General features: G+C 70.0%; 17 protein-coding genes and 2 pseudogenes. 14 read left to right on the top strand and 5 right to left on the bottom strand.

Annotated features, from left to right (window positions below; genetic code table 11):
• The first annotated feature begins 15 nt into the window (after positions 1-15).
• From ABT034_RS21345 to ABT034_RS21315, 7 genes are read left to right on the top strand one after another with little or no spacing between them, the layout of a single operon-like run.
• Entirely contained in the window at positions 16-279 is a 264-nt protein-coding gene (locus ABT034_RS21345; RefSeq protein WP_351217424.1) for a phosphopantetheine-binding protein, read from the top strand.
• Positions 276-1,538 carry a methionine adenosyltransferase gene (metK, locus tag ABT034_RS21340; RefSeq protein ID WP_351217422.1) on the top strand — a complete coding sequence of 421 codons (1,263 nt, stop codon included), beginning with the start codon at positions 276-278 and terminating at the stop codon, positions 1,536-1,538. Before ABT034_RS21345 ends, metK begins: the two co-directional genes overlap by 4 nt.
• A 5-nt stretch (positions 1,539-1,543) precedes the next feature.
• The gene (locus ABT034_RS21335) at positions 1,544-2,527 is read left to right on the top strand and encodes a carbohydrate kinase family protein (RefSeq protein ID WP_351217420.1); all 984 of its coding nucleotides are present in this window, start codon (positions 1,544-1,546) and stop codon (positions 2,525-2,527) included.
• Positions 2,524-6,015 carry a methionine synthase gene (gene metH / locus ABT034_RS21330; RefSeq protein ID WP_351217418.1) on the top strand — a complete coding sequence of 1,164 codons (3,492 nt, stop codon included), beginning with the start codon at positions 2,524-2,526 and terminating at the stop codon, positions 6,013-6,015. The genes ABT034_RS21335 and metH overlap by 4 nt, the downstream gene beginning before the upstream one ends.
• Entirely contained in the window at positions 6,012-6,872 is an 861-nt protein-coding gene (metF, locus tag ABT034_RS21325; protein WP_351217416.1) for a methylenetetrahydrofolate reductase [NAD(P)H], read from the top strand. Before metH ends, metF begins: the two co-directional genes overlap by 4 nt.
• On the top strand, positions 6,865-8,277 hold the full coding sequence (gene ahcY / locus ABT034_RS21320; protein ID WP_351217414.1) for an adenosylhomocysteinase: 1,413 nt from the start codon (positions 6,865-6,867) through the stop codon (positions 8,275-8,277). Before metF ends, ahcY begins: the two co-directional genes overlap by 8 nt.
• Positions 8,277-8,933: a maleylpyruvate isomerase family mycothiol-dependent enzyme gene (locus tag ABT034_RS21315; protein ID WP_351217412.1), complete on the top strand. Its 657-nt coding sequence runs from the start codon at positions 8,277-8,279 to the stop codon at positions 8,931-8,933. The genes ahcY and ABT034_RS21315 overlap by 1 nt, the downstream gene beginning before the upstream one ends.
• Positions 8,934-8,967: 34 nt before the next feature.
• On the opposite strand, the gene ABT034_RS21310 is transcribed toward ABT034_RS21315, so the two are convergent.
• Positions 8,968-9,717, bottom strand: coding sequence for a DUF4232 domain-containing protein (locus ABT034_RS21310; RefSeq protein ID WP_351217411.1), 750 nt, complete (start codon positions 9,715-9,717; stop codon positions 8,968-8,970).
• Positions 9,718-9,994: 277 nt separating this feature from the next.
• Between ABT034_RS21310 and ABT034_RS21305 the strand changes: the two genes are divergently transcribed.
• The gene (locus tag ABT034_RS21305; RefSeq protein WP_351217409.1) at positions 9,995-10,519 is read left to right on the top strand and encodes a hypothetical protein; all 525 of its coding nucleotides are present in this window, start codon (positions 9,995-9,997) and stop codon (positions 10,517-10,519) included.
• A 40-nt stretch (positions 10,520-10,559) separates the two neighbouring features.
• Here ABT034_RS21305 and ABT034_RS35335 read toward each other — a convergent pair.
• Positions 10,560-10,832 (bottom strand): annotated as a pseudogene (locus ABT034_RS35335) (hypothetical protein); the annotation flags it as partial.
• A gap of 110 nt (positions 10,833-10,942) precedes the next feature.
• Here ABT034_RS35335 and ABT034_RS21300 point away from each other — a divergent pair.
• On the top strand, positions 10,943-11,737 hold the full coding sequence (locus ABT034_RS21300) for a class I SAM-dependent methyltransferase (RefSeq protein WP_351217407.1): 795 nt from the start codon (positions 10,943-10,945) through the stop codon (positions 11,735-11,737).
• A gap of 20 nt (positions 11,738-11,757) precedes the next feature.
• Here the strand turns inward: ABT034_RS21300 and ABT034_RS21295 are convergent, their stop codons facing one another.
• Complete coding sequence (locus tag ABT034_RS21295) at positions 11,758-12,765, bottom strand: hypothetical protein (RefSeq protein ID WP_351217405.1); 1,008 nt, start codon at positions 12,763-12,765, stop codon at positions 11,758-11,760.
• A gap of 298 nt (positions 12,766-13,063) precedes the next feature.
• On the opposite strand from ABT034_RS21295, the gene ABT034_RS21290 reads away from it, so the two are divergent.
• The 3 genes and pseudogenes from ABT034_RS21290 to ABT034_RS21280 form a co-directional block, all read left to right on the top strand.
• A complete protein-coding gene (locus ABT034_RS21290) occupies positions 13,064-13,513 on the top strand; it encodes a hypothetical protein (RefSeq protein WP_351217403.1) in 450 nt (149 codons plus the stop codon).
• Between the two features lie 61 nt (positions 13,514-13,574).
• On the top strand, positions 13,575-14,426 hold the full coding sequence (locus tag ABT034_RS21285; RefSeq protein ID WP_351217401.1) for an NAD(P)H-binding protein: 852 nt from the start codon (positions 13,575-13,577) through the stop codon (positions 14,424-14,426).
• Between the two features lie 346 nt (positions 14,427-14,772).
• Positions 14,773-14,886: pseudogene (locus ABT034_RS21280) on the top strand (DNA-binding protein); the annotation flags it as partial.
• Positions 14,887-14,967: 81 nt separating this feature from the next.
• On the opposite strand, the gene ABT034_RS21275 reads toward ABT034_RS21280, so the two are convergent.
• Complete coding sequence (locus tag ABT034_RS21275) at positions 14,968-15,174, bottom strand: hypothetical protein (RefSeq protein ID WP_351217399.1); 207 nt, start codon at positions 15,172-15,174, stop codon at positions 14,968-14,970.
• 20 nt (positions 15,175-15,194) lie between these two features.
• Entirely contained in the window at positions 15,195-15,431 is a 237-nt protein-coding gene (locus ABT034_RS21270) for a hypothetical protein (protein WP_351217397.1), read from the bottom strand.
• 109 nt (positions 15,432-15,540) lie between these two features.
• Between ABT034_RS21270 and ABT034_RS21265 the strand changes: the two genes are divergently transcribed.
• Together ABT034_RS21265 and ABT034_RS21260 are read left to right on the top strand one after the other, a co-directional pair.
• A complete protein-coding gene (locus ABT034_RS21265) occupies positions 15,541-16,362 on the top strand; it encodes a helix-turn-helix domain-containing protein (protein ID WP_351217395.1) in 822 nt (273 codons plus the stop codon).
• Positions 16,355-16,546, top strand: coding sequence for a DUF397 domain-containing protein (locus ABT034_RS21260; RefSeq protein ID WP_351217393.1), 192 nt, complete (start codon positions 16,355-16,357; stop codon positions 16,544-16,546). The genes ABT034_RS21265 and ABT034_RS21260 overlap by 8 nt, the downstream gene beginning before the upstream one ends.
• Positions 16,547-16,672 lie beyond the last annotated feature (126 nt).

The following is a 16,672-nucleotide window of genomic DNA, read 5'->3' as shown; positions in this document are numbered from 1 at the left end:
TAAAGGAGAGCAACCATGGCCGACGGCCTGCAGACGGTGAAGAGCTGGATCCTCGAGCGTCACCCGGAGCGCGAGGACATCGCGCCCGACCTCGACCTGATCGAGAACCGGCTCATCGACTCGCTGTCCTTCGTCGAGTTCGTCTTCCTCCTGGAGCAGGAGAGCGGCACCGCCATCCAGATGGAGACCCTGGAGGTCGAGTCCATCCGCACGCTCGGCGCCATCGAGCAGCACTTCTTCAACGCCCCGGCGCAGGCCCCGGTGGAGGTCCAGGCATGAGCCGCCGCCTCTTCACCTCGGAGTCGGTGACCGAGGGCCACCCCGACAAGATCGCCGACCGGATCAGCGACACGATCCTCGACGCGCTCCTCGCCGAGGACCCGTCCGCGCGGGTGGCGGTGGAGACCCTGATCACCACGGGTCTCGTGCACATCGCCGGCGAGGTCACCACCACGGCGTACGCGCCGATGGCGAAGCTGGTGCGCGAGGCCGTCCTCGACATCGGTTACGACTCCTCCGCGAAGGGCTTCGACGGCTCCTCCTGCGGTGTGTCGGTGTCCATCGGCGCGCAGTCGCCGGACATCGCGCAGGGCGTCGACACGGCGTACGAGTCCCGGGTCGAGGGCGCGGGTGACGAGCTGGCCGCGCAGGGCGCCGGCGACCAGGGCCTGATGTTCGGCTACGCCTGCGACGACACGGCCGAGCTGATGCCGCTGCCGATCGCGCTCGCCCACCGGCTCTCCCGCCGCCTCACCGAGGTCCGCAAGAACGGCACCGTGCCGTACCTGCGCCCGGACGGCAAGACGCAGGTCACCATCGAGTACGACGGTGACCGCCCGGTCCGCCTCGACACGGTCGTCGTGTCCTCGCAGCACGCCGCCGACATCTCCGTCGAGGGCCTGCTCGCGCCCGACGTGCGGGAGTACGTCGTCGAGCACGTCCTCAAGGAGCTGGTCGAGGAGGGCGTCAGCCTGGAGTCCGACGGCTACCGGCTCCTGGTGAACCCGACCGGCCGCTTCGAGGTCGGCGGCCCGATGGGCGACGCCGGACTCACCGGCCGGAAGATCATCATCGACACGTACGGCGGGATGGCCCGGCACGGCGGCGGCGCCTTCTCCGGCAAGGACCCGTCGAAGGTGGACCGGTCGGCGGCGTACGCGATGCGCTGGGTCGCGAAGAACGTCGTCGCGGCCGGCCTCGCCCGCCGCTGCGAGGTGCAGGTGGCGTACGCGATCGGCAAGGCCGAGCCGGTCGGTCTCTTCGTGGAGACCTTCGGCACGGGCACCCTGCCCGACGAGAGGATCCAGGAGGCGGTCAGCGCGGTCTTCGACCTGCGCCCCGCGGCGATCATCCGCGACCTGGACCTCAAGCGGCCGATCTACGCGAAGACGGCGGCGTACGGCCACTTCGGCCGCGAACTCCCCGAGTTCACCTGGGAGCGCACCGACCGCGTGGAGGCCTTGAAGAAGGCGGCGGGGGCCCTGAAGAAGGCGGTGGAGGCCCCGAAGAAGGCAGCCCATCAGGGAGAAGGGGTCTGAGGGACATGCGTATCGCTGTCACGGGATCCATCGCGACGGACCATCTGATGACCTTCCCCGGCTGGTTCAGCGAGCAGCTGCTCGCCGACCGGCTCGACCGGGTCTCCCTGTCGTTCCTCGCCGACAACCTGGAGGTCAGGCGCGGCGGAGTGGCAGCGAACATCGCCTTCGGACTCGGGGTCCTCGGGCTGCGTCCGGCCCTCGTGGGCGCGGTCGGCGCCGACTTCGAGCCGTACCGGGTCTGGCTGAAGGACCACGGTGTGGACACCGACTCGGTGCGCGTCAGCGCGTTGCTCCACACCGCCCGGTTCGTCTGTACGACCGACCGGGCCCAGAACCAGATCGCCACCTTCTACGCGGGGGCGATGGCCGAGGCGCGCGAGATCGACCTGCGGGACGTGATCGCGCGCACCGGCCGCCTGGACCTCGTCCTGGTCTCCCCGGACGACCCGGAGGCGATGCTCCGGCACGCCCGTACCTGCCGAGACCTGGGGATTCCCTTCGCCGCCGATCCGTCGCAGCAGCTGGCGCGGCTCGACGGCGAGCAGGTGCGGGAGCTGGTGGACGGGGCCCGGTTCCTGTTCACCAACGAGTACGAGACGGCTCTGCTCCTGGAGAAGTCCGGCTGGGCGGAGGCGGAGGTGCTGCGCCGGGTCGGCACCTGGGTCACCACCCACGGCGAGGCGGGCGTCCGCATCCGGGGCGAGGGCCGGGAGCCGCTGGCCGTGCCGGCGGTGGAGGTACCGGCCGTCGTCGACCCGACGGGCGTCGGGGACGCCTTCAGGGCCGGGTTCCTCGCCGGGACGCTGTGGGGCGTGCCGGAGCGGTGCGCGGCGCAGCTGGGCTGCGCGGTCGCCGCGACCGTCCTCGACTACGTGGGGACGCAGGAGTACCGGCTGCACCGGGAGTCGCTCCTGGACCGGATCAGGAAGACGTACGGGGTGGGTTGTACGGCGACCCTGGTCACGCATCTGAAGGGGCTGACATGAGCGTTTCCCGGCGGTCCCTGCGGGAGGAGTTCGCGACGCGGGTCGTGGTGGCCGACGGGGCGATGGGCACGATGCTCCAGGCCGCCGACCCGACGATGGACGACTTCCGGAACCTGGAGGGCTGCAACGAGATCCTCAACCTCACGCGCCCCGACATCGTCGCCTCCGTCCACGACGCCTACTTCTCCGTCGGTGTGGACTGCGTCGAGACCAACACCTTCGGGGCGAACCTGGCGGCGCTCGCCGAGTACGGCATCGAGCACCAGGTGTACGAGCTGTCCGAGGCCGGCGCCCGGATCGCCCGCACCACGGCGGACGCGCACACGGCCGCCGACGGCCGCCCCCGCTGGGTCCTCGGCTCCATGGGCCCCGGTACGAAGCTGCCGACCCTCGGCCACGTCACGTACGAGCCGCTCCGCGAGGCCTTCCAGCGGAACGCGGAGGGCCTGATCAGGGGCGGCGCGGACGCCCTGCTCATCGAGACCTCGCAGGACCTGCTCCAGACGAAGGCGGCCGTCATCGGCGCCCGCCGGGCCCTGGACCGGGCCGGCCTCGACCTCCCGGTGATCGTGCAGGTCACCGTGGAGACGACGGGCACGATGCTGCTCGGCACGGAGATCGGCGCGGCCCTGACCGCCCTGGAGCCGCTGGGCATCGACATGATCGGCCTGAACTGCGCCACGGGCCCGGCGGAGATGGCCGAGCACCTGCGGCACCTGTCCCGGCACTCCCGTGTCCCGATCTCCGTCATGCCGAACGCGGGCCTGCCGGTCCTCACCTCCGACGGTGCCCATTACCCCCTCTCCCCGGCGGAACTGGCCGACGCCCAGGAGGCGTTCGTACGGGACTACGGCCCCGCCCTGGTCGGCGGCTGCTGCGGTACGACCCCGGAGCACCTGCGGCAGATCGTGGACCGGGTCCGGGGCGCGGCCGTCCTGGACCGGCGGCCGACGCCGGAGCCGGGCGCGTCCTCCCTGTACTCCCATGTGCCGTTCCGGCAGGACACCGCGTACCTGGCGATCGGGGAGCGCACCAACGCGAACGGTTCGAAGAAGTTCCGCGAGGCGATGCTCGACGGGCGCTGGGACGACTGCGTCGAGATGGCGCGGGACCAGATCCGCGAGGGCGCGCACCTGCTCGACCTGTGCGTGGACTACGTGGGCCGGGACGGCGTCGCCGACATGGCGGAGCTGGCCGGCCGGTTCGCGACCTCCTCCACGCTCCCGATCGTCCTCGACTCGACCGAGGTCCCGGTGCTGCGGGCGGGCCTGGAAAAGCTGGGCGGCCGGGCGGTGGTCAACTCGGTCAACTACGAGGACGGCGACGGCCCCGAATCGCGGTTCGCGCAGGTCACGGCCCTGGCGAAGGAGCACGGCGCGGCGCTGATGGCGCTGACGATCGACGAGGAGGGCCAGGCCCGGAGCGTCGACCACAAGGTGGCGGTGGCCGAGCGGCTCATCGCGGACCTCACGGGGAACTGGGGGATCAGGGAGTCGGACATCCTGATCGACACCCTCACGTTCACGATCTGCACCGGGCAGGAGGAATCGCGGAAGGACGGCGTCCACACGATCGAGGCGATCCGCGAGCTGAAGCGCCGCCACCCCGACGTGCAGACGACGCTCGGCCTCTCCAACATCTCGTTCGGCCTGAACCCGGCCGCGCGGATCGTCCTCAACTCGGTGTTCCTCGACGAGTGCGTGAAGGCGGGCCTGGACTCGGCGATCGTCCACGCGAGCAAGATCCTCCCCATCGCGCGCCTGGAGAAGGAGCAGGTGGAGGTGGCGCTCGACCTGATCCACGACCGCCGCAGGGAGGGCTACGACCCGCTGCAACGCTTCCTGGAGATGTTCGAGGGCGCCACGGCGAAGTCGTTGAAGGCGGGGAAGGCCGAGGAACTCCTCGCGCTGCCGCTCGACGAGCGGTTGAAGCGCCGGATCGTCGACGGCGAGAAGAACGGCCTGGAGAAGGATCTCGACGATGCTCTGACGGTCCGGCCGGCCCTGGAGATCGTCAACGAGATCCTGCTCGACGGCATGAAGACGGTGGGCGAGCTGTTCGGCTCGGGCCAGATGCAGCTGCCGTTCGTGCTCCAGTCCGCCGAGGTCATGAAGACGGCCGTGGCCCACCTGGAGCCGCACATGGAGAGAACCGCGGACGGCGAAGGAGGGGTCGGCAAGGGCACGATCGTCCTCGCCACGGTCCGCGGCGACGTCCACGACATCGGCAAGAACCTCGTCGACATCATCCTCTCCAACAACGGCTACAACGTCGTCAACATCGGCATCAAGCAGCCGGTCTCCGCGATCCTCGAAGCGGCGGAACAGCACCGGGCCGACGTCATCGGCATGTCGGGCCTGCTGGTCAAATCCACGGTCATCATGAAGGAGAACCTGGAGGAGTTGAACAGCCGCGGCCTGGCCGCCCGCTTCCCCGTGATCCTCGGCGGCGCGGCCCTCACCAGGGCGTACGTCGAACAGGACCTCCACGAGCTGTACGGGGGCGAGGTCCGGTACGCCCGCGACGCCTTCGAGGGCCTGCGCCTCATGGACGCGCTCATGGGCGTCAAGCGCGGCGTCCCCGGAGCCGTACTCCCGCCGCTCAAGCAGCGCCGGGTGGCCCGGCGGCCGGTGGTGGAGGGGGTGGTGGTCGAGGAGGTGGCACGGGAGCCCGGACCGGCCGGCCGCTCCGACGTCGCCACCGACAACCCCGTACCCGAGCCCCCCTTCCTCGGCACCCGGGTCGTGACGGGCATCCCGCTCGCCGCATACGCCCCCTGGCTCGACGAGAACGCCCTCTTCAAGGGCCAGTGGGGCCTCAAGGACCCCGCGACGATCGAGACGGAGGGCAGGCCGAGGCTGCGGGCGCTGCTCGACCGGATCGAACGCGACAAACTGGTCGAAGCAGCCGTCGTCCACGGCTGGTTCCCCTGTGTGTCCAAGGGCGACGACCTGATCGTCCTGGACGAGGACGGAGGCGAGCGGACCCGCTTCTCCTTCCCCCGCCAGCAGCGGGGCCGCCGCCTCTGCCTGGCCGACTTCCACCGCGCCGAGGACTCCGGCGAGGTCGACGCCGTCGCCCTCCAGGTGGTGACGGTCGGTTCCCGCATCGGGGAGGAGACGGCGAGGCTCTTCGCCGCCGACGCCTACCGCGACTACCTCGAACTCCACGGCCTCTCCGTCCAGTTGGCGGAAGCGCTCGCCGAGTACTGGCACGCCCGCGTCCGCGCCGACTGGGGCATCGCCCAGGGCGACCCGTCCGCCCTCGAAGGCATGCTCCGCACCGAGTACCAGGGCTGCCGCTACTCGCTCGGCTACCCGGCCTGCCCCGACCTGGAGGACCGGGCGAAGATCGCCGCCCTCCTGCGCCCGGAGCGCATCGGGGTCGTGCTGTCGGAGGAGTACCAGCTGCACCCCGAGCAGTCGACGGACGCGATCGTCGTCCACCACCCGGAGGCGAGCTACTTCAACGCGGGAGGGCGGCGATGAGTCCCACGTACTCGTTCGAGTTCTTCCCGCCGAAGACCGACCGCGGGGAGCGGACCCTGTGGGAGGCGATCCGCCGGGTCGAAGCCCTCTCCCCGGACTTCGTCTCCGTGACGTACGGCGCGGGCGGCTCGTCCCGCGACCGGACCATCGAGGTGACGAAGCGGATCGCGACCGAGACGACCCTGCGCCCGGTCGCGCACCTGACGGCGGTCGGCCACTCGGTGGCGGAGCTGCGGGCCATCATCGGCGCGTACGCGGACGCCGGCGTACGGGACGTCCTCGTGCTGCGCGGCGACCCGCCGGGCGATCCGCGCGGGACGTGGACCCGGCACCCGCAGGGATTCCGGTACGCGTACGAACTGGTCGAGCTGGTCCGCTCGTTGGGCGACTTCAGGATCGGGGTGGCGGCCTTCCCGGACGGCCACCCGAGGTCCGAGAGCCCTGCCGACGACCTCGCGCACTTCGTCGCGAAGTGCCGTGCGGGCGCCGACTACGCGATCACGCAGATGTTCTTCGACCCGGAGGACTACCTGCGCCTTCGGGACCGGGTCGCGGCGGCGGGCTGCGACACCCCGATCATCCCGGAGATCATGCCGGCGACGGACGTACGCCAGATCCGCCGCTTCGCCGAACTGAGCGACGCCGCGTTCCCCGAGGACCTGGCGCACCGCCTGGAGGCGGCGAAGGACGACCCGGCCGCGGCGTACCGCATCGGCGTCGAGCACGCGACGGCGATGGGCCTGCGGCTGCTCGACGAGGGGGCGCCGGGCCTGCACTACATCACGTTGAACAAGTCGACGGCGGCGCGAGAAATCCACCGAACCATCCTCAACGCAAGGAGAGTTACACATGTCTGAGTCTTCCGATTTCACCGACTACAAGGTCGCGGACATCTCGCTGGCCGAGTTCGGCCGCAAGGAGATCACCCTCGCCGAGCACGAGATGCCGGGCCTGATGTCGATCCGGAGGGAGTACGCGGAGACGCAGCCCCTGGCGGGAGCGCGCATCACGGGCTCCCTCCACATGACCGTCCAGACGGCGGTCCTCATCGAGACCCTGGTCGCGCTCGGCGCCGAGGTCCGCTGGGTCTCCTGCAACATCTACTCGACGCAGGACCACGCCGCCGCCGCGATCGCCGCCGCCGGCATCCCGGTCTTCGCCTGGAAGGGCGAGACGCTCGAAGAGTACTGGTGGTGTACGGAGCAGGCGCTGACCTGGCCGAACGCCGACGGCCCCAACATGATCCTGGACGACGGCGGTGACGCGACCGTCCTCGTCCACAAGGGTGTGGAGTACCAGAAGGCGGGCGAGGTACCGGACCCGTCGACGGCGGACAACGACGAGTTCCGCGTCATCCTGGAACTCCTGAGGAACTCCACCCTGGACTGGGGGACGATCGCCGCCGGCATCCGCGGCGTCACGGAGGAGACGACGACGGGCGTGCACCGCCTGTACGAGATGCACCGCGAGGGCGCGCTGCTCTTCCCGGCGATCAACGTGAACGACGCTGTGACGAAGTCGAAGTTCGACAACAAGTACGGCTGCCGCCACTCCCTCATCGACGGCATCAACCGCGCCACGGACGTCCTCATCGGCGGCAAGACGGCGGTCGTCTGCGGTTACGGCGACGTCGGCAAGGGCTCGGCGGAGTCGCTGCGCGGCCAGGGCGCCCGGGTGATCGTCACCGAGATCGACCCGATCTGCGCGCTCCAGGCGGCGATGGACGGCTTCCAGGTCGCCACCCTGGACGACGTGGTGGAGACGGCGGACATCTTCATCACGACCACGGGCAACAAGGACATCATCATGGCGTCCGACATCGCGCGCATGAAGCACCAGGCGATCGTCGGCAACATCGGCCACTTCGACAACGAGATCGACATGGCCGGCCTGGCGAGGATCCCCGGGATCGTGAAGGACGAGGTCAAGCCGCAGGTCCACACGTGGACGTTCGAGGACGGCAAGGCCGTCATCGTCCTGTCGGAGGGCCGCCTCCTCAACCTGGGCAACGCGACCGGTCACCCGTCCTTCGTGATGTCGAACTCCTTCGCGGACCAGACGCTGGCACAGATAGAACTGTTCACGAAGCCGGAGCAGTACCCGACGGACGTCTACGTCCTGCCGAAGCACCTGGACGAAAAGGTGGCACGGCTCCACCTCGACGCCCTCGGTGTCCGGCTGACGACCCTGCGCCCCGAGCAGGCGTCGTACATCGGGGTGCCGGTCGAGGGCCCGTACAAGCCGGACCACTACCGCTACTGATGGAACGCGACCCGTGGCTCCCGGACCGGCTCCTCAGGACGGAACGGGACGCCTTGATGCCGCTCCTGCGCCGCACACCGGAGGAGGCGTACGAGCTCCGCACCGCCTGCCCCGGCTGGACGGTCCGGCAGGTCGTCGCCCACTGCGGGGCCGCGCTCGTACGGATCGTCGAGGACCGCCTGGAGGAGGGCGTGTTCCTGCCGGAGGCGAACGCGTGCGACGTGGCCGAACGGGAGGACTGGCCGCTCGGCCGGATCCTCGACGAACTGGAACGCGGCCTGACGGAGGCGGGGCCGGTCATCGCCGGGCGCGAGGACGGTCGGCTCGACGCCGTCGCGCTCGGCGAGTGGGTCCACGCCGGAGACGTACGGGAGGCGTTCGGCGAACCGGGCGCCTACTGCGGCCCGAGCCTGGACCTGGCGCTCCCCCTCCTCGCGGCGACGAGCCGCACACGGGAGACCCCGCGCCTGATGGGCGTCCTGACCGACCGCGACCCGACACCGGTGGCCCTGGGCAACGAGACGAAGGGCCGCCCGACGGCGACCTACGAGGGCGACGCGTCAACCCTGATCCGCATCTACGCGGGCCGCCCACTGATCCGCACGCGCTACGCCCTCCACGGCGCGACAGAATCGGAACTACTCATCTACCGGTGACTTACGGTCGCCGAGGTCCACCACCGGCGGCAGGTCACTTGGACATGATGAAGTCCAGGGCGAAACCGGAAGCGGTCGTCCAGTACGTGACGAGCTGGCCGTCGTCCGCGTACAGCGGGTTCGCGGGCATGGGGACGTCGATCGGCTTGCCCGCGCGGCTGCCGGGTGTACGGCCCTGGAGGGTGAGGGTGATGCTCCGCGCCTCGTACTCGTCCCTGGCGCCCCCGCTGACGAGCAGAGCGGCGTACGCCTCCTTGCCCGGCGCGATCGTGACGGGCTTGCCGGGGTCCGGGTCGCTGTCCTTGATCACGGGCACGGTGGTCCGGGCGTCGGCACCGAGCTTGACGAGGGGGTGGTGGTAGAGGGCGCAGGTGTCGTCGCCGGCGTTCTGGACGGTGAGGAGCAGGTGCCGGTTCTCCTTGCTGTCCGCGGGCTCCTTCACGGCGGACACGGCGAGGTCGTCGGCGGTGCAGGCGGCGACGGCGGAGGTGTGGCTGGGCTTGGCAGCGGGCTTGGAACCGGGCGGGTCGCTGGGCTTGTCCGAGGGGGCGTCCGAGGGGGCGTCCGAGGGGGCGTCCGAGGGGGTCTCCCCGGGCGAGGCGGCCGAAGGCTTTCCGCTCGGCTTCGCCGGACTCGACGCCTTCGGGGGGCTGGAGCTGCCCCCTTCGCCCGTACCGTCGTCGGCGCTCGGCTGGCAGGCGGTGGACGCGAGGAGCGCGACGACGACCGCGGCTCCGACGGCGTAGGGCTTCCAGTGGCGGACGTGACTGACGTGAGTGCTCATGGTGTGTTTCCCCCGTGGTCGGCCGTACGAGGCCGTGTGCTCGGCCATCGCTGGCGAGCAGAGTCTGCTCCCCGGACGCCATCAACAAGCCTGCGTCGAGGCTCTGTTACCGAGGAGGTACAGGGAGGTGTCGATTCCGCGGCGCGGGCCGAGGGGGTGGTGCGGGCCACCTCTCCAGACGTAGAGTTGAACACGTTCAACAACTCTGGCAAGGTATCTCTCCACGGCCCGCTGCTCCTCCGGGTTGGTCGATGCGGGCTGAGGGTGGGAGATCCTGGTGGCGGGCGGAAGCAAGCTGCGTGCGCGCGGGGTGATCGTCGGCGTCTTGTTGGCGGTTCTGACTGTTCTGACGGCGTGCGCCGGGCCCTCTCAGTACTACGAGGGAACAGGGCTCCACGACATCACGACGGCCGAAGTCGCCGGGGGCTGGGAGAACGTCGAGGGGACCCGAGTGGTGCTTCGCGAGAACGGAACGGCCCTTCTCGAGAAGCTCGACGGGCAGGACTTCGACTTCGACGAAGGCTGGCGTCTCTCCGGCACGGGAACCTGGCAACTGAGAGACGACGAGGGTGGACAGGTCGTCCGGCTCTCGCTGACAGCCGGGACACGAGCGGAGAGACGTCCCCTCGCGACGACCACGGACGCCTCGCCCCCTGAGTCCCCGTCGACATACGCGTGGACCTTCTACGTGGACCGCGATCAGCACGACGAGCTGAAGCTGTTCTTCTTCTACGGCGATCCCGACATCGGGAACACATACGTGATGACGCGCGCGACTACTACGGCACCACCGTCGAAGTGACGCCCGCGGCCCGCAAGCAGGGGTGACCAAGCAGGCGCCGTCAGAGCTCGTAGTCCTGAGCCAGCTCCTCCCAGTGAATACCGCGAAGCGCGAAGTCGGCGTTCTCGCCCGACGGGACCTCCACGCCGGTCTGGAACCAGGCCACGGTGAGAGCGGAACGGTGCAGCACCGGGTTGAGATCAGGGGCTGTCGCTGTCGAGCGAAAGACGCCCGTGCAGGCCACAGGAGGCAGGACCTCGACGGGGCCGAAAGCGCCGGCGGTCTGATCCGGATACTCGCGGGTGGGCGGAACCGGATGGACCGGGCAGCTCGGTCAGCTCGATCGAACGTCCGGACAAGAGGGTTATGTGGCTCAGCGACGTGCCGACACCCTATGCACCCCACGACCGAGAGGCTGATGGAGTCGAACACTAGGCTGCGGCGATGGACCGAGACTTAGTAACCGACGTAACCGACGTAACCGACGTATCCGAGGCCCTCGCCGAGCCCGACCGGGCCAATGACTACGACAGCTTCGCCGAGGCGTACGCGGCGGAGAACGAGGACAACCTCGTCAACGCGTACTACGAGCGGCCCGCGATGCTGGCCCTCGCCGGGGACGTGGCCGGGCGTAGGGTCCTGGACGCCGGATGCGGTTCGGGCCCCCTGACCGCCGCGCTCCGCGACCGGGGCGCCGACGTCACCGGTATCGACGCCAGCGCCGGGATGCTGACGCTGGCGAGGCGGCGGCTGGGTGACGACGCCGACCTGCACGTGGTCGACCTCCGTGACCCCCTGCCGTTCCCCGACGGCGCCTTCGACGACGTGGTGGCATCGCTGGTGCTGCACTACCTGGAGGACTGGGGGCCGACGCTGGCCGAGATGCGGCGGGTGCTCAGGCCCGGCGGTCGGCTGATCGCCTCGGTGGACCACCCCTTCGTGGCCTACACGATCCACGATCCTCGGCCCGATTACTCCGCGACCACCAGCTACACGTTCGACTGGACGTTCAAAGGCCAGTCCTTCCCGATGAAGTTCTGGCGCAGGCCACTGCACGCGATGACCGACGCCTTCACCGCCGCCGGCTTCCGCCTGACCGCCATCAGCGAGCCACAGCCCGACCCGGCCGCCCGCGAGCTGTTTCCCCCCGACGAGTTCCGCGCCCTCTCGACCAAGACCTGCTTCCTCTTCTTCGCCCTTGAGGTGCTGCCGACGCCGGGTCCTGACTCGGGCGCCTAGCAGCCGGCCGGCGCGGCGGGTCAAGCGCATCCGGGGCACAGCGTCTCGTCCGCGACCGGTCGGAACAGCATGGGCTGGGTGTGGTCGCCGGAGCACTCACGGGCGCCTGCGAGGCGGACGGAGAGCCGGTTCGGGGACGCGGCGGGTTCGGGCGGCAGGGCGCGGGGCGGTACGTCGCGGAGCAGGTAGCGGACGAGACCGCCGGGTCGGTGTACGGGAGTTCCGGCGCCCGGCAGGCCTCGGAGGATGTGTTCGTGGACGTCCGGGGAGGTGTGTCCGGCGTCGAGCCAGCGGGCGGCGAGGAGGGTCAGCTCGTCGCGCATGCCGGGCGGGATCCGACGGAGAGCGGAGGAGAGGAGAGGGAGCGCACCGATGAGTGCGCGGGCCTCTTCGGTGTGGGGGGAGGTGGGGGGCGCGCTTCCGGGGGCCGTGGCGGGGGCGGTAGCCGTGGCGGGCGTGGTGGGTTCGTCGGCTGACTCGGTCGTCTCGGCCGGCTGGGGCTCCGGCTCCGGTTCGGCCCCCACCCCCACCCCCGGAAGGTTGGAGGTGTCTCCCTCACGGTCTTCTTCTGGATGACGGCCGGTCGGCGGGGTCACCGGCGCACCGGCGGTCTGCTGACCGGCCGCCCGCTTTCGGGGACTCGGTGCGACCTGCGGAGACGTCGGGTCCGCGCGTACCACCACGGGGGTTCCCGCAAGGAGCTTCGCGGCCTCGGCGGCGGACAACGGGGAGCTGGAGACGAGCTGTTGGGTGACCCACTGGCCCCCGGCGCCCTGGACCCGCCGCTCGTGTACGAGCCCCTCCTCCTTGAGCTGCCGCTTGGCGCGGGTGAACGCGCATGACCCGATCCGGGCACGTTCGGCAGTTCGGGAGAGTGGTTCGCGCGCGCCCTGGGGGAGGGAGAGCTGCCAGGTCAGGAGACGTACGGCGTCCGAACTGAGCCGAGGATGCCGGATGATCTCGTGCGAGAACTGGGTGAAGGCGCGGGAGGGCGAGATAAAGTTGCGGTAGATCACTGTGGACTCCATTTCCACGGGTGGTTCAGGCCCCCGCCGATGGTTGCTGCCGTCGACGGGGGCCGTTTTGCGTGAACGTACCGCCCTGCTTGCGTCCAGCTGGTCACGTTGAGTGAAGATCGCTCGTGTGGGTGACGGGAAGGCTCAACAGGGTTGGGGAGCAGGCGAGTTCCTGGTGCGGCCGCCCTCTTTCGCTGCGACAAGCTCGCCGTCCGCTCTGATGCGACCGTCCTCATCGCAGGCATCAACGAGTGGCTGTGACCCAGGCCCATCGGCCCTGGCCTCTGCCGCGCCTTCCCTCTTATGCTGCGTGATCCACATCGGTCGGGGGATCATGGACTTCATGCGGTATCGCAGACCGTCGGCCTTCCTGCTGCTGACGGTGTCGGTCGTCCTCGGTGCTACGGCCGTGATCGGACTTGAGTCGGGAGGCGAGGGCTCGCTGGTCCTGCTGCTCGAGCTCCGCGAGTACGTCCTTCTGCTGGGGTGGTTCGCCCTGGCCGCGCTGACCGGCGCGATCCTTTTGGGGTTGCCGAAATCCTCGCTGCGTGTGCCCCTGGTCACCATGTCGCTCGTCGTCGGCGCCCCGACGTTGCTTCTCGGCGGCCTTGCCTCCGCGATGTCCGGTAGCTCGGACGAGGAGGTGAGGACTGAGTCGGCTCCCGGTCGCGGCGACCGCCAGCTGCGCGGTCCACGAAGTGGCCATCGCCCCGAACGGTCGGCCCGACCGGGTTGTTTCTGTCGGCTAGTCGGTGCTTGACCTCAACCTTGCTTGATGTACGAGGGTCGTGTCATCGAACGGCGAGATGAGGAGTTTTCCGATGACACAGCCCAGGATCCTGGTGACCGGCGCGACGGGAAGAGTCGGCGGCGCGGTGGTGACGCACCTGCACGCGGCGGGCGTGCCCGTGCGGGCGTTGGTGCGCGGGGAGGCGGACTTCCCGGAGGGTGTGCAGGCGGTACGCGGAGATCTCGGTGATCCCGCGTCGCTGGGTACGGCGCTGGAGGGCGTTGACGCGGTCTTCCTGGTGTGGCCGTTCCTGAGCGCCGAGGGCGCGTCGGACGTGATCGACGCGATAGGGAAGCACGCCCGACGGGTGGTGTACCTGTCGTCGGCCGGGGTGGGGAGCGGGGAGGAAGAGCCCGGCGAGGCGATCACCATGTTCCACACGGAGCTGGAGCGGCTGGTCGAGGCGTCGGGCCTGGAGTGGACGGCGCTGCGGCCCACCGGGTTCGCGAGCAACACGCTGGGCTGGGCGGAGGAAGTCCGCGCCACCGGTGCGGTACGGGCGCCGCTGGCCAGGCTGGCCCGCCCGCTGATCCACGAGGCGGACATCGCTGCGGTCGCGGTCCAGGCGCTGACGACCGACGCGCTGCTCGCCGCCCGTCCCCTGCTCACGGGCCCCGAACTGGTCACCCAGGAAAGGCAGGTGGCGCTGATCGGGGAGGCGATCGGGCGGCCGGTGCGGTTCGAGGAGATCGGACTGGACGAGGCCGTCGAGCAGATGAAGGCCGCAGGCTACCCGGCGGAACTGGTGGAGGCCGTGCTGCCGGCCCAGGCGAAGATGCTCGACCACCCGGAGCCGGTCAACGACGAGGTGGAGCGCATCACGGGCACCCCCGCCCGAACCTTCCGGGAGTGGGCGGTGGACCACGCGGCGGACTTCCGTTGAGAGGGAGGTCAGGGCACGTCGTCGACGTGGGCGATCGTGCGCCGGATCTCGGACACGGGCGCCGCTGAGCGTCCCCGGTGGGTGGTGTGGTGGTGATCGGGTGGATAACGCGCACTTCGACAGTCCGGGAAGAGTGATTTATCCCTTTTGGGTGTAATGCCTGGCCTTATCACCGCCAGTAGGGCGGAGTTATCTCCCCCTACCCACCGGGAGTGACCAGCGGGGCCTGAGTCCCGGCCGTCGAACGACCGGGAGCCGCTGAGCGCCGCCCCACCCACCGACCCGTCAGACGCTCACCGGCCCCGGACACTGCCCGAAGCCTGTGGTTGAGCTGCCGCTTCCTGGCGCGGCCGTGGCACAGGCTGCCCTGCGCCAGCGGCGCCCCGTGGTCATGTTGACCTCGGACATCGACGACATGACCCGACTGTGCGGCGCCCGGATCCGGCTCGTGTCCGTGTGACGAGCCGGCTCTCGGCCGCGCCTTCCCCTTACGGGGCGCGGAGCCAGAGGGCCGTGCCCAGCGTGCCCATGGCCGCCGCGATCAGGAAGAGGGCCGTACGGGTGGCGGTGACGTGCTGATGACGCGTACGGCTCCGCGCGGGGTCAGGGCCTCGCGTTCCGTCGGGCTCGCCGTCCAGCACTGGTCCATCGCCGCCTCCCAGAGGTATCCGCTGGGCCGGACCAGGGTCAGCAGGTTCCCGTGCACGCCCGTCACTTGGCCGGTGAGGGCGCGTTGCGCGTCCGTCACGACGTCGCCGACGCGGTACCTCACGGGGTGGGCCGGGTGGCGTTCAGGAGGGCGGTGAGGCGCTTGGCTCCGCCGAGGCTGACGATCCCGAGGCCGTACCGGTGCACGTCACCTCCCGGGCCGTGCGTGACGTCCCGGTAGAGGCCGCTCGTGGGGAGGCCGGCGGCGTCCATGGCGGCCTTCAGGTCCCGGAAGACCCGGGCGGCCTCGGGCTCGGAGACGGGGCGGGTGGGGGGTGAGTGGGTGGTGGTGCGCATGGAGGGCTCTCTTTCTGATGGATCTCCTCCGGGACGCCTCCACGATGACGCCTGCCGCCTTACTCTCACCAGGAGTTGGGTTCTCTGGCGCAGGTGAGGAACGTGGCATATGCCAGGAGCGAAGGATCTGGACCCCGGGGACAGCATCGAGCAGTACCTCGGAAACTTGGTCCGCGAGGCACGCCTAGCACTCGGGCGTGAGTGGACACAGGCGTACGTGGCGGCGAAGGTCTTCAGCAGCGGGAGCAGGATCTCCGAGATCGAGCGGGGCGAGGACCCGCCGGACCGGGATCTGGCGCGGAAGCTGGAGATCGTCCTGCACCTTCCACCCGGTTCTCTCGTGCACCTCGTGAAGATCCTGACCGAGCAGAGCGTGCGCGACTACGCGAAGACCTACATGCGGCGGCAGCTCGAAGCCACCGCCATTCACGAGTTCTCCATCGTCGTACCGGGCCTCCTCCAGACCGCCGGCTACGCCCGCGCGGCCATGGAGGAGGGTCTCGCGGGCGACTCGGCCCAGATCGGCGACTACGTACGTAGACGACTGGAACGCCAGGCTGTCCTGGAGCAGCCCGACCCGCCCTGGATGGTGATCGTGCTCGACGAGGCTTGCTTGCGTCGTGACTTCGGGGGCGGCCAGGTGATGCGCGAGCAGATCGAGCATCTGCTCGCCATGGGGGAACGCCCCAACGTGAACATCCAGGTACTCCCCATGAGGGGGACTCCTGTGCCTGGCTCCGTCGCTCTCCTCACGCTTCCCAAGGGTGAACGAGGGGCGTATACCGAGGGGTTCAGTACGGGTAACTACACGGAGGAGCCATCAGAGGTGATGCGGTTCCAGCGTGTCTATGATCTGCTGCAACAGGGTGCGTTGGGCGTCCGGGCATCCCTGGAACTGATGCGAGCTATCGCGAAGGAACATGATGACTGAGACCTCACCGCACTGGCACAAGAGCACGTACAGCGGCCCCGACAACGACGCCTGCATCGAGGTTGCCAGCAACCTGCCCCTCGTCCATGTCCGAGACACCAAGGATCACGCCCAGGGCGAGCTGACCGCCACCCCCGCCGCCTGGGCCGCGTTCACCGCGTTCGCGCGGGCGCAGTCGCTCTGACCCCTCCGGCGACCTCACGGCCCCTGCCCCACGCGGCGGGGGCCGTCGTCATGCCGGAGCTGCCCGTTCAAGGGTCGGGTCGCCGCCACCGGGCGGCTGGGGCGGTCCCGCCCCCCCTCCGCAGGG

Origin of the sequence: Streptomyces sp. NPDC002773, assembly GCF_040295605.1 — a bacterium.
Taxonomy (GTDB): Bacteria; Actinomycetota; Actinomycetes; order Streptomycetales; family Streptomycetaceae; genus Streptomyces.
Note: the sequence above shows the minus strand (reverse complement) of the source record. Positions and strands in the feature narration are given on the sequence as shown.